The following is a 13,844-nucleotide window of genomic DNA, read 5'->3' as shown; positions in this document are numbered from 1 at the left end:
GGAATAAAACATGTCTAACGAAAAAATTATCGAAATGATTAAAGAAATGTCAGTTTTAGAATTAAACGATTTAGTTAAAGCAATCGAAGAAGAATTTGGTGTAACTGCTGCTGCTCCTGTAGCTGTAGCTGGTGCTGCTGGTGGCGAAGGTGCTGCTGCTGAGAAAACTGAATTTGACGTAGAATTAGTATCTGCTGGTTCTTCAAAAATCAAAGTTGTTAAAGCTGTTAAAGAAGCAACTGGTTTAGGATTAAAAGACGCTAAAGACTTAGTTGACAACGCTCCTAAAGTTGTTAAAGAAGCTGTTTCTAAAGACGAAGCTGAAGAATTAAAAGCTAAATTAGAAGAAGCTGGAGCAACTGTAGAAGTTAAATAATTTCTCTTTTGTTTAAAACCCGTTATGTATATAACGGGTTTTTCTTAATTTATATTGGTATAATTTCAACTGAGTGCGCATTGCGCTGAGTAGAAATAAGTGAGGTGTCAAGGTGAGTCATTATTATAGTGAAGAACCAACGGTAGAAAGTCATGAAAGCACAATTAGTTTTAATATGGGTCGCCACGATTTAAAACTTACGACAGATAGTGGTGTGTTTTCCAAAGGTGGAGTTGATTTTGGATCGAATTTGCTTGTCAAAACTTTTTGGAAGATGTGCATCCAATCCGTGTGCTTGATGTAGGATGTGGATATGGCACGATGGGGTTGATGATCGCAAAACATTTTCCGGATTGTACATTGCATATGGTGGATGTTAATGAGCGTGCATTAAATCTTGCACGAAAGAATGCGATGCATAACAATGTTAAAGATGTACATATATACAAAAGCGATGGTTTAAATGAAGTGACTGAATTTTTTGATGCAGTCATCACAAATCCGCCAATTCGTGCAGGTAAAGATGTGGTACATCGTATTCTTTCAGATAGTTATAACATATTAGAACATCAAGGTGCGCTATATGTGGTAATACAAAAGAAACAAGGAATGCCATCAGCTAAGAAAAAGATGGATGAGGTTTTTGGTAATGTCACAGTGCTTAAGAAAGACAAAGGCTACTATATATTAAAGAGTGTAAAAGGTTGACCTTATACAATCTGTCTGTTATAGTAATAGAATGTAAAATTTTAAATGAATAAGTGTGCACTTTTCTATCTTTTATAGATGTCGGATGAGCAAAAGAAAATGAAAATGGAATGATCTGATTTCCGTTTTCTTTTTGTCTTAACAACGCTATATGAATAAGTGTGCACCACAATTTTTTGAGGGGTGAATCTGTTGACAGGTCAACTTATCCAATACGGAAGACATCGTAAACGTAGAAGTTATGCGAGAATTTCCGAAATTCTAGAACTACCTAACTTAATCGAGATTCAAACGAAATCTTATGACTGGTTCCTAAAAGAAGGTTTAATTGAAATGTTTAAAGACATTTCTCCGATTGAAGACTTCACAGGTAACTTATCATTAGAGTTTGTAGATTACAAATTAGGTGAACCAAAGTACGATTTAGATGAATCGAAAAATCGTGATGCAACTTATGCTGCACCACTTCGTGTTAAGGTTCGTTTAATCATCAAAGAAACAGGTGAAGTTAAAGAACAAGAAGTATTTATGGGTGATTTCCCATTAATGACTGATACAGGTACTTTCGTTATTAACGGTGCTGAACGTGTTATTGTGTCTCAGCTTGTTCGTTCACCGTCAGTATATTTCAATGACAAAGTAGACAAAAACGGTAAAGTCAGCTTCGGTGCGACTGTAATCCCTAACCGTGGTGCATGGCTTGAATATGAAACTGATGCGAAGGATGTTGTATTTGTACGTATTGATCGTACGCGTAAACTTCCAATTACAGTATTGCTCCGTGCGTTAGGATTTAGTACGGATCAAGAAATCATTGACCTATTAGGTGATAATGAATATTTGCGTAACGCATTAGATAAAGATAATACTGAATCAACTGAAGCTGCATTACTTGAAATTTATGAACGCTTACGTCCAGGTGAACCACCAACAGTTGAGAATGCTAAGAGTTTATTATACTCTCGCTTCTTTGATCCAAAACGCTATGATCTAGCAAGCGTTGGACGTTATAAAATGAACAAAAAACTACATTTAAAACACCGTCTATTTAACCAAGTGTTAGCTGAGCCAATTGTGAACACAGAAACAGGTGAAATCGTAGCTGAAGAAGGTACATTATTAGACAGACGTAATTTAGATCAAATTATAGATGTGCTAGAAAGTAATGCAAATCAAAAAGTTTATGATTTAGATAATGGCTTATTAGATGAACCAATCGAAATTCAGTCCGTTAAAGTTTACGTTCATGGAGATGAAGAGAAACGTACAACAACAATTATCGGTAATGCTTTTCCAGATGATGAAGTAAAATGTATTACTCCGGCAGATATCCTATCTTCTGTGAGTTACTTCTTTAACTTACTAGCAGGTGTTGGATTTACGGATGATATTGACCACTTAGGTAACCGTCGTTTACGTTCGGTAGGTGAATTGTTACAAAACCAATTCCGTATTGGGTTAAGTCGTATGGAGCGTGTTGTGCGTGAACGTATGAGTTTGCAAGATACTGAATCTGTAACACCACAACAATTAATTAATATCCGTCCTGTAATTGCATCTATTAAAGAATTCTTTGGTAGTTCTCAATTATCTCAGTTCATGGACCAGGCAAACCCATTAGCTGAGCTTACACATAAACGTCGTTTATCTGCGTTAGGACCCGGTGGTTTAACTAGAGAACGTGCTGGTATGGAAGTACGTGACGTTCACTATTCTCACTATGGCCGTATGTGTCCAATTGAAACACCTGAGGGACCAAACATCGGGTTAATCAATTCACTTTCAAGTTATGCGCGTGTAAATGAATTTGGTTTCATTGAAACGCCTTATAGAAAAGTTGATATCGAGACAAATACAGTAACAAGCCAAATTGATTACTTAACAGCAGATGAAGAAGATGCTTACGTAGTTGCTCAGGCGAATGCGCGTTTAGATGACAATGGTAAATTCTTAGATGATGAAGTTGTATGTCGTTTCCGTGGAGATAACACAGTTATGGCACGTGAACGCATGGACTACATGGATGTATCGCCGGAACAAGTTGTGTCTGCAGCGACTGCATGTATCCCGTTCTTAGAAAACGATGACTCGAACCGTGCATTAATGGGTGCGAACATGCAACGTCAAGCAGTACCTTTAATGAATCCAGAAGCGCCATTTGTTGGTACAGGTATGGAACACGTAGCTGCACGTGACTCTGGAGCTGCAGTAGTCGCGAAATATAAAGGTCGTGTGGAACACGTAGAAGCACGTCAAATTAAAGTTCGCCGTATTGTTGAAGAAGGCGGAAAAGAAATCGAAACAGATTTAGATGTATACAAATTAGCGAAATTCGCACGTTCAAACTCTGGTACTTGTTACAACCAACGTCCAATCGTTGAAGCTGGTAACATCGTAACGAAAGGTGAAATCTTAGCAGATGGTCCTTCTATGGAACTTGGTGAGATGGCACTTGGTCGTAACGTTGTAGTTGGATTTATGACTTGGGATGGTTATAACTATGAGGATGCCGTAATCATGAGCGAACGTCTTGTGAAAGACGACGTATATACTTCTATCCATATTGAAGAGTATGAGTCTGAAGCACGTGATACGAAGCTTGGACCTGAAGAAATCACAAGAGATATTCCTAACGTATCTGACAATGCACTTAAAAACTTAGATGATCGTGGTATTATCTTCGTTGGGGCTGAAGTACGTGACGGTGACATCCTAGTAGGTAAAGTAACACCTAAAGGAGTTACAGAATTAACAGCAGAAGAACGCTTATTACACGCAATCTTCGGTGAGAAAGCACGTGAAGTACGTGACACTTCTTTACGTGTACCACACGGTGCTGATGGTATCGTATTAGACGTTAAAGTCTTCAATCGTGAAGATGGCGACGAGTTACCACCAGGTGTTAACCAATTAGTACGTGTTTACATCGTTCAAAAACGTAAAATTCATGTTGGGGATAAAATGTGTGGACGTCACGGAAATAAAGGGGTTATCTCACGTATCTTACCAGAAGAAGATATGCCATTTATGCCTGATGGAACACCAATCGACATCATGTTAAATCCACTTGGTGTACCTTCTCGTATGAACATCGGACAAGTATTAGAGTTGCACTTAGGTATGGCTGCTAAAAACTTAGGTCTGCATGTTGCGTCTCCAGTATTTGATGGAGCGAACGATGAAGATGTTTGGTCAACAATCGAAGAAGCTGGTATGGCACGTGACGGTAAAACTGTACTTTATGATGGACGTACTGGTGAACCATTCGATAACCGTGTATCAGTTGGTGTAATGTACATGCTTAAACTTGCACACATGGTTGATGATAAGTTACATGCACGTTCAACTGGACCTTACTCACTTGTTACACAACAACCACTTGGTGGTAAAGCGCAATTTGGTGGACAACGTTTTGGTGAGATGGAAGTATGGGCACTTGAAGCTTACGGTGCTGCTTATACATTACAAGAAATCTTAACGTACAAATCAGATGATACTGTAGGGCGTGTTAAAACTTATGAAGCAATTGTTAAAGGTGAAAACATTCCACGTCCAGGTGTTCCAGAATCATTCCGTGTACTTATGAAAGAGTTACAAAGTTTAGGTTTAGACGTTAAAGTAATGGATAACAAAGATGAAGAAATTGAAATGCGTGATTTAGAAGATGACGATTTCGTTGATTCGAAGATTAATATTGCTAAAGCGCCGATGCCAGAAGCTGAGATCACTGAATAATCACTGTCTCGGAAGAATTAACCGATGATTCAGCTGAGGCTGAATCATCTCTAAATTTCATTATGATATATAAAAATTTTTAATATACTAAGGAGGTAGGGCTTTGATTGATGTAAATAACTTTCATTACATGAAGATAGGTCTCGCTTCACCTGAAAAAATCCGTTCTTGGAGTTTCGGTGAAGTTAAAAAGCCAGAAACAATTAACTACCGTACATTAAAACCTGAAAGAGATGGTTTATTCTGTGAGAAAATTTTCGGTCCGACAAAAGACTGGGAATGTAGCTGTGGGAAATATAAACGTGTACGTTACAAAGGTATGGTCTGTGACCGTTGTGGCGTTGAAGTAACAAAATCAAAAGTACGTCGTGAACGTATGGGTCATATTGAACTTGCAGCACCTGTATCACATATTTGGTACTTTAAAGGCATTCCATCACGTATGGGATTATTGCTAGACATGTCACCACGTTCTTTAGAAGAAGTCATCTACTTTGCTTCTTATGCGGTAATTAAACCAGGTCCAACGGGTCTAGAGAAGAAAACGTTATTATCTGAAAGAGAATATCGTGAATATTATGATAAATTCCCAGGTCAATTTACTGCAAAAATGGGTGCTGAAGCAATTAAAGATTTACTTCTTGATATCGATTTAGATCAGGAGTTACGTTCGTTACGTGAAGAACTAGAATCTGCAACTGGTCAACGTTTAACACGTGCAATTAAACGTCTTGAAGTAGTAGAATCATTCCGTAACTCAGGAAATGATCCGTCATGGATGATTTTAGACGTATTACCGATTATCCCACCTGAAATTCGTCCGATGGTTCAATTAGATGGTGGACGTTTTGCGACAAGTGACTTGAACGATTTATATCGTCGTGTGATTAACCGTAATAACCGTTTAAAACGTTTATTAGACTTAGGTGCACCTGGCATCATCGTTCAAAACGAAAAACGTATGTTACAAGAAGCAGTTGATGCATTAATCGATAATGGTCGTCGTGGCCGTCCAGTAACTGGACCAGGTAACCGTCCATTAAAATCCTTATCACATATGCTTAAAGGGAAACAAGGTCGTTTCCGTCAAAACTTACTTGGTAAACGTGTAGACTACTCTGGTCGTTCGGTTATCGTAGTAGGACCTAACTTAAAGATGTATCAATGTGGTCTTCCTAAAGAGATGGCACTTGAATTATTTAAGCCATTTGTTATGAAAGAACTTGTTGAACGTGAAATTGCTACAAACATTAAGAATGCTAAAGGTAAAATTGAACGTATGGAAGCAGAAGTATGGGATGTGTTAGAAGATGTTATTCGTGAACATCCAGTACTGTTAAACCGTGCACCGACACTTCACCGTCTAGGTATCCAGGCGTTTGAACCAACATTAGTTGAAGGACGTGCAATTCGTCTTCACCCGCTTGTAACAACTGCTTACAATGCCGATTTCGATGGTGACCAAATGGCCGTTCACGTGCCTTTATCAAAAGAAGCACAAGCTGAAGCACGTATGTTAATGTTAGCAGCACAAAACATCTTAAACCCGAAAGATGGTAAGCCAGTAGTTACACCATCTCAGGATATGGTACTTGGAAACTATTACTTAACATTAGAACGTGTAGGTTCTATCGGTGAAGGTAAAATCTTTAAAGACGCAAATGAAGTTATCATGGCTTATGTTAATGGTTATGTTCATTTACATTCAAGAATCGCCGTTTATGCAGGATCATTTAACAATCCTACATTTACAGACGAACAAAATAAACAGTTATTGTTAACTTCTGTTGGTAAAGTAATATTCAATGAAATTATGCCGGAATCTTTCCCATATATTAATGAACCATCTTTATCTAACTTAGAAACAAGAACACCAGACAGATACTTTATCAATGCAACTGATATTACTGAAGAAGGACTACTTAAATTATTGGATGAAACTCCACTTGTTAAACCGTTTAATAAGAAATTCTTAGGTCAGATCATTGCAGAAGTATTTAATAAGTTCCATATAACAGATACTTCAATGATGTTAGATAGAATGAAAGACTTAGGATTTAAGTATTCATCACGTGCAGGTATTACTGTAGGTGTATCTGATATCGTAGTATTACCAGATAAGCAGGAAATCATTGATGCTGCAGAAGAAAAAGTAGATAAAGTAACGAAGCAGTTTACACGAGGTTTAATTACTGAGAGCGAACGTTATGCGGCTGTTATCGAAATCTGGACAAAAGCAAAAGATGATATTCAAGCTAAGTTAATGAACTCTTTAGATGATTTAAATCCAATCTTCATGATGAGTGATTCTGGTGCCCGTGGTAACGCATCTAACTTTACGCAGTTAGCAGGTATGCGTGGACTGATGGCCAACCCATCTGGTCGAATCATTGAGTTACCGATCAAATCATCATTCCGTGAAGGTTTAACAGTATTAGAATACTTTATCTCGACACACGGTGCCCGTAAAGGTCTTGCCGATACAGCACTTAAAACAGCCGATTCTGGTTACTTAACACGTCGTCTTGTTGACGTAGCGCAAGATGTTATCGTTCGTGAACCAGATTGTGGTACAGACCGTGGATTACTGGTATCAGCGATTCGTGAAGGTTCAGAACTTATTGAACCATTTATCGAACGTCTTGAAGGCCGTTATTCAAGAGAGACGGTTAGACATCCAGAAACAAAAGAAGTATTAGTTCAATCTAACCAATTAATCACACCTGAAATCGCGAAATCAATCGTGGATGCAGGCATTGAAGAAATGCACATCCGTTCAGCATTTACTTGTAATACACGTCACGGTGTATGTGAAAAATGTTACGGTAAAAACCTTGCAACAGGTGAAAAAGTTGAAGTTGGTGAAGCAGTTGGAACAATTGCTGCACAATCTATCGGTGAACCTGGTACACAGCTTACAATGCGTACGTTCCATATAGGTGGGGTAGCCGGTGCCGATATCACTCAAGGTTTGCCGCGTATTCAAGAGTTATTCGAAGCGCGTAATCCAAAAGGTCAAGCTGTAATTTCTGAAATTAACGGTGAAATCATCGATATTAATATCGTAAAAGATCGTATGCAAGAAATTAAAGTTAAAGGCGAAAATGAAGTACGTACGTACTTAGCGCCTGGTAACGCAAGACTTAAAGTTGAAATCGGTCAGAAAATCGCGCGTGGTGAAGTAATGACTGAAGGTTCAATTGAGCCTAAAGAGTTACTTGCAATTGCAGGTTTAAATGCAACTCAAAGTTACCTACTTAAAGAAGTACAAAAAGTTTACCGTATGCAAGGGGTAGAAATTTCTGATAAACACGTTGAAGTAATGGTGCGTCAAATGTTACGTAAAGTACGTATTATCGAAGCAGGAGATACGAATCTTTTACCAGGAGCATTAGTAGATATTCATACATTTACAGATGCGAACAGAAAAGTGTTTAAAGAAAGAAAACACCCAGCAACAGCGAAGCCGGTATTACTTGGTATTACGAAAGCTTCTCTTGAGACAGAAAGTTTCTTATCAGCAGCTTCATTCCAGGAAACAACACGTGTGTTAACGGATGCAGCAATTAAAGGTAAGCGAGATGACTTACTCGGACTTAAAGAGAACGTTATTATCGGTAAATTGATTCCAGCTGGTACAGGTATGAGACGTTACAGAGACGTTGAATATGATAAGGTTGTACCAGAAACTGAAGAAACAACTGTTAATAATTAATTGAAAGAAAACGAGACATTTGTGTCTCGTCTTTTTTATATTTTTAAGAAGTAAAAAGTTACTTAAATTTTGAATAATATGCTATAATGCAAAAAATGTAGAAAAATAAATTAAGTAAAGTACAATTAAAACTCAAGATCCTTATAAAAGACGACATTATTAAGGGAATATATGGTGCCAATCTTTACTCATAAAAGAGAAGTATTGATTCCAGATACTATGAAAAATGTAAGAGAACAACCTTATGGAACTATCGATTATAGAAGAATTGTTACCGATCTTATAACGTATTCGTAACATTCAAATGATTTTTTTAAATGTTATTTTTATATAGTTGACGTAAGGTTTAAAAGATGGTAATATTATTTAGGTTGATGAGTAGCTTTATAGCTTTGGAGGATAATAATGTCTAATGAAAAAGTTATGCACTCTAGTCAATATGTTGTGGGACTTAAGGAGACGTTAAAGTCACTTAGGAAAGGAACTGTCGATCACATTGTGATTGCACAGAACACTGAAATCCACTTATTAACTAATGTGCTATTACTAGCATACCAGCAAGAAATACCTATTGAATTCAGTGAATCAAAAGAAACACTGGGAAAGCAATATGGAATTCAAGTTAGGGCAACAGTGGTTGCACACTTGAAACCCGCTTTGTAAGGCGGTATTCTTACAAATTTTTATTTACCTTAAAAATGAACCACCTGGATGTGTGGAATTAAAGAAGAGAGAGGAGGACATTTAGAATGCCAACTATTAACCAATTAGTTAAAAAGCCAAGAACTTCTAAAGTTAAAAAATCAACTGCACCTGCATTAAACAAAGGTTATAACAGTCATAAGAAAAAAGCTACAGATTTAGCATCTCCACAAAAACGTGGTGTTTGTACTCGTGTAGGAACTATGACACCTAAAAAACCTAACTCAGCATTACGTAAATATGCACGTGTGCGTTTATCAAATAATATCGAAGTTAATGCTTATATTCCTGGTATCGGACACAACTTACAAGAACATAGTGTAGTACTTATTCGTGGAGGTCGTGTAAAAGATTTACCGGGGGTACGTTACCATATTGTACGTGGAGCATTAGATACTTCAGGTGTTGACGGCCGTATGCAAGGACGCTCTTTATACGGTGCTAAAAAACCTAAAGAGAAAAAATAAGCATTATAAATGATGAATTCTATTAAGAATATTTCGTTTGTGTAAAAGTTATCTTCTTACTAGACATGAAACAATCAAAAAAATATACTGAAGAAAGGAGGATATTAATATGCCTCGTAAAGGTCCTGTTGCAAAAAGAGACGTATTACCAGATCCAATTCATAATTCTAAATTAGTTACTAAATTAATCAATAAAATTATGATCGACGGAAAACGTGGTACTGCTCAAAAAATCTTATACAATGCATTCGATTTAGTTCAAGAACGTTCTGGTCGTGATGCAATGGAAGTTTTCGAAGAAGCAATCAACAATATTATGCCTGTATTAGAAGTTAAAGCTCGTCGTGTTGGGGGTTCTAACTACCAAGTACCTGTAGAAGTTCGCGCTGAGCGTCGTACAACTCTAGGTTTACGTTGGTTAGTGAACTATTCACGTCTTCGTGGTGAGAAAACTATGGAAGAGCGTTTAGCTAATGAAATCTTAGATGCTGCTAACAACACTGGTGGTGCTGTTAAGAAGCGTGAAGATACTCATAAAATGGCGGAAGCAAACAAAGCATTTGCTCACTACCGTTGGTAAGATGAATTATAGCCTTTCCGGTCACATTTGGCAGCTTGCTGTCTATACGTGACTGTTAGGCTATACTTTCTATAAAATAAACCAATCCTGGAAGGAGAAAGAATACCCATGGCAAGAGAATTCTCTTTGAAGAACACGCGTAATATCGGTATCATGGCTCACATCGATGCTGGTAAAACGACGACTACTGAACGTATTCTTTATTATACTGGTCGTATCCATAAAATTGGTGAAACACATGAAGGTGCTTCACAAATGGACTGGATGGAACAAGAACAAGAACGTGGTATCACAATCACTTCAGCTGCTACAACAGCTCAGTGGAATGGCCATCGTATCAACATCATCGATACACCTGGACACGTAGACTTCACTGTTGAAGTTGAACGTTCATTACGTGTACTTGATGGTGCGGTTACAGTACTTGATGCACAATCAGGTGTTGAACCACAAACTGAAACTGTATGGCGTCAAGCAACGACTTATGGAGTACCTCGTATCGTATTCATCAATAAGATGGATAAAACTGGTGCGGATTTTAATTACTCAGTAGGCACGTTACATGACAGATTACAAGCAAATGCACATCCTATTCAAATGCCAATTGGTGCTGAAGATCAATTCAACGCAATCGTTGATTTAGTTGAAATGAAACTTTACACTTACACAAATGATTTGGGTACAGATATTGAAGTTACTGAAGTTCCTGAAGAGCATTTAGCAGACGCTGAAGCAATGCGTGAACAATTAATTGAAGCAGTTGCTGATGTTAATGAAGATTTAATGGAGAAGTACTTAGGTGGAGAAGAGATTTCAGTTGATGAACTGAAAGCGGCAATCCGTCAAGCGACTTGTGACGTTGAATTCTATCCAGTATTAGCTGGTACTGCATTCAAAAACAAAGGTGTTCAATTAATGCTTGATGCTGCAATTGAGTACTTACCATCACCATTAGATGTTAAACCAATCATTGGTCATGCTGCTGATGATGAAAATGAAGAAATCATAGCTAAACCTGATGATTCAGCACCTTTCGCTGCATTAGCGTTTAAAGTTATGACAGACCCATTCGTTGGTAAATTAACATTCTTCCGTGTATATTCTGGTACATTAAACTCAGGTTCGTATGTACAAAATGCTACTAAAGGTAAACGTGAACGTGTTGGACGTATTTTACAAATGCATGCCAACTCACGTGAAGAGATTTCAACAGTTTACTCTGGTGATATCGCTGCTGCAGTAGGTTTAAAAGACACTACAACTGGTGACACTTTATGTGATGAGAAAAACCAAGTTATCCTAGAATCAATGGAATTCCCAGAGCCTGTTATTCATTTATCTGTTGAGCCTAAATCTAAAGCTGACCAAGATAAAATGACAAATGCTCTTGTTAAATTACAAGAAGAGGATCCAACATTCCATGCACATACTGACCCTGAAACTGGACAAGTTATCATCGGTGGTATGGGTGAGTTACACTTAGATATCCTAGTTGACCGTATGAAACGTGAATTTAAAGTTGAAGCAACAGTTGGGGCGCCAATGGTATCATACCGTGAGACGTTCAAAACAGCTGCTGCAGTTCAAGGTAAATTCTCACGTCAATCTGGTGGTCGTGGACAATATGGTGACGTTCATATTGAATTTTCACCAAACGAAGTCGGTGGCGGATTCGAATTCGAAAATGCTATCGTCGGTGGGGTAATTCCTCGTGAATATATTCCTTCAGTTGAAGCTGGTCTTAGAGATGCAATGGAAAACGGTGTATTAGCTGGATATCCATTAATCGATGTTAAAGCGAAATTATTCGATGGTTCTTACCATGATGTCGATTCATCTGAAATGGCTTTCAAAGTAGCTGCTTCATTAGCACTTAAAGAAGCTGCTAAAAAATGTAATCCTGTAATCTTAGAACCTATGATGAAGGTAGAAATCGTAATGCCTGAAGAATATATGGGAGATATTATGGGTGACGTAACAAGCCGTCGTGGACGTGTTGAAGGTATGGAAGCTCGCGGTAACGCTCAAGTTGTTCGTGCATTCGTACCATTAGCAGAAATGTTCGGTTATGCGACTAACTTACGTTCTAATACGCAAGGTCGCGGTACTTACTCAATGGTATTTGATCACTATGAAGAAGTACCTAAATCAATTGCTGAAGATATCATTAAGAAAAACAAAGGTGAATAATCCGTATTTATTGTGCATTCGTGCTTAATATATTGCAATTTATCACTAAATGTTTTATAAATGAATTATGAATTCCCTCATGAGGGTGAGAATCCCTCATGAGTAATAAATACTATTAACTTAAAACTAAGGAGAGATTTCAAAATGGCTAAAGAAAAATTTGATCGCTCGAAAACACATGCCAATATTGGTACAATCGGTCACGTTGACCACGGTAAAACTACTTTAACAGCTGCTATCGCAACTGTTTTATCAAAAAAATTAGGTGGAGAAGCTCGTTCTTACGACCAAATCGATAACGCACCTGAAGAAAAAGAACGTGGTATCACAATCAATACTTCACACATCGAGTATGAAACTGAAAAACGTCACTATGCTCACGTTGACTGCCCAGGTCACGCGGACTACGTTAAAAACATGATTACTGGTGCTGCTCAAATGGACGGTGGTATCTTAGTAGTATCTGCTGCTGACGGTCCAATGCCACAAACTCGTGAACACATCCTTTTATCACGTAACGTTGGTGTACCAGCATTAGTAGTATTCTTGAACAAAGTTGACATGGTTGACGATGAAGAATTATTAGAATTAGTTGAAATGGAAGTTCGTGACTTATTATCTGAATATGACTTCCCTGGTGACGATGTACCTGTAATCGCTGGATCTGCTTTAAAAGCATTAGAAGGCGTTGAAGAATACGAAGACAAAATCATGGAATTAATGGACGCAGTTGATGAGTACATCCCAACTCCAGAACGTGATTCTGACAAACCATTCATGATGCCAGTTGAGGACGTATTCTCAATCACTGGTCGTGGTACAGTTGCAACTGGACGTGTTGAGCGTGGACAAGTTAAAGTTGGTGAAGAAGTTGAAATCATTGGTTTAACTGAAGAACCAGCAAAAACTACAGTTACAGGTGTAGAAATGTTCCGTAAATTATTAGATTACGCTGAAGCTGGAGATAACATCGGTGCTTTATTACGTGGTGTTTCTCGTGAAGACGTACAACGTGGACAAGTATTAGCTAAACCAGGTTCAATTACTCCACATACTAAATTCAAAGCTGAAGTTTACGTATTATCTAAAGAAGAAGGTGGACGTCATACTCCATTCTTCACTAACTACCGCCCTCAGTTCTACTTCCGTACAACTGACGTAACTGGTGTAGTTAACTTACCAGAAGGTACTGAAATGGTAATGCCTGGAGATAACATCGAAATGAACGTTGAATTAATTTCTCCAATCGCGATTGAAGACGGAACTCGTTTCTCAATTCGTGAAGGTGGACGTACTGTAGGATCAGGCGTTGTATCTGTAATCGAAAAATAATTATCACATTTTGTGATATAGAAAAAGCTATGAGGCACG

8 protein-coding genes and 1 pseudogene are annotated in these 13,844 nt (G+C 37.9%); all 9 read left to right on the top strand.

The window, feature by feature from the left end; genetic code table 11:
- Window positions 1-10: 10 nt before the first annotated feature.
- The 9 genes and pseudogenes from rplL to tuf all read left to right on the top strand — a co-directional run bounded on the left by rplL (window position 11) and on the right by tuf (window position 13,805).
- Complete coding sequence (gene rplL, locus CD152_RS11455; protein WP_015912367.1) at window positions 11-376, top strand: 50S ribosomal protein L7/L12; 366 nt, start codon at window positions 11-13, stop codon at window positions 374-376.
- Between the two features lie 112 nt (window positions 377-488).
- Window positions 489-1,084: pseudogene (locus CD152_RS11450) on the top strand (class I SAM-dependent methyltransferase).
- A 192-nt stretch (window positions 1,085-1,276) separates the two neighbouring features.
- Window positions 1,277-4,819, top strand: coding sequence for a DNA-directed RNA polymerase subunit beta (gene rpoB / locus CD152_RS11445; protein ID WP_103214805.1), 3,543 nt, complete (start codon window positions 1,277-1,279; stop codon window positions 4,817-4,819).
- A gap of 103 nt (window positions 4,820-4,922) precedes the next feature.
- Entirely contained in the window at window positions 4,923-8,534 is a 3,612-nt protein-coding gene (rpoC, locus tag CD152_RS11440) for a DNA-directed RNA polymerase subunit beta' (protein WP_103214804.1), read from the top strand.
- A gap of 405 nt (window positions 8,535-8,939) precedes the next feature.
- The gene (locus tag CD152_RS11435) at window positions 8,940-9,197 is read left to right on the top strand and encodes a ribosomal L7Ae/L30e/S12e/Gadd45 family protein (protein WP_041636216.1); all 258 of its coding nucleotides are present in this window, start codon (window positions 8,940-8,942) and stop codon (window positions 9,195-9,197) included.
- An 86-nt stretch (window positions 9,198-9,283) separates the two neighbouring features.
- Entirely contained in the window at window positions 9,284-9,703 is a 420-nt protein-coding gene (gene rpsL / locus CD152_RS11430) for a 30S ribosomal protein S12 (protein ID WP_015912363.1), read from the top strand.
- A gap of 109 nt (window positions 9,704-9,812) precedes the next feature.
- Complete coding sequence (gene rpsG, locus CD152_RS11425; RefSeq protein ID WP_015912362.1) at window positions 9,813-10,283, top strand: 30S ribosomal protein S7; 471 nt, start codon at window positions 9,813-9,815, stop codon at window positions 10,281-10,283.
- 108 nt (window positions 10,284-10,391) lie between these two features.
- Window positions 10,392-12,473, top strand: a complete 2,082-nt coding sequence (gene fusA, locus CD152_RS11420) for an elongation factor G (protein ID WP_101171267.1) — start codon at window positions 10,392-10,394, stop codon at window positions 12,471-12,473.
- A gap of 144 nt (window positions 12,474-12,617) precedes the next feature.
- Window positions 12,618-13,805, top strand: coding sequence for an elongation factor Tu (tuf, locus tag CD152_RS11415; RefSeq protein WP_086039297.1), 1,188 nt, complete (start codon window positions 12,618-12,620; stop codon window positions 13,803-13,805).
- Window positions 13,806-13,844: the final 39 nt, after the last annotated feature.

Source organism: Macrococcoides caseolyticum (genome assembly GCF_002902665.1).
GTDB lineage: Bacteria > Bacillota > Bacilli > Staphylococcales > Staphylococcaceae > Macrococcoides > Macrococcoides caseolyticum.
The sequence above is the reverse complement of the archived record's forward strand: the minus strand, read 5'-3'. Positions and strand labels throughout refer to the sequence as shown.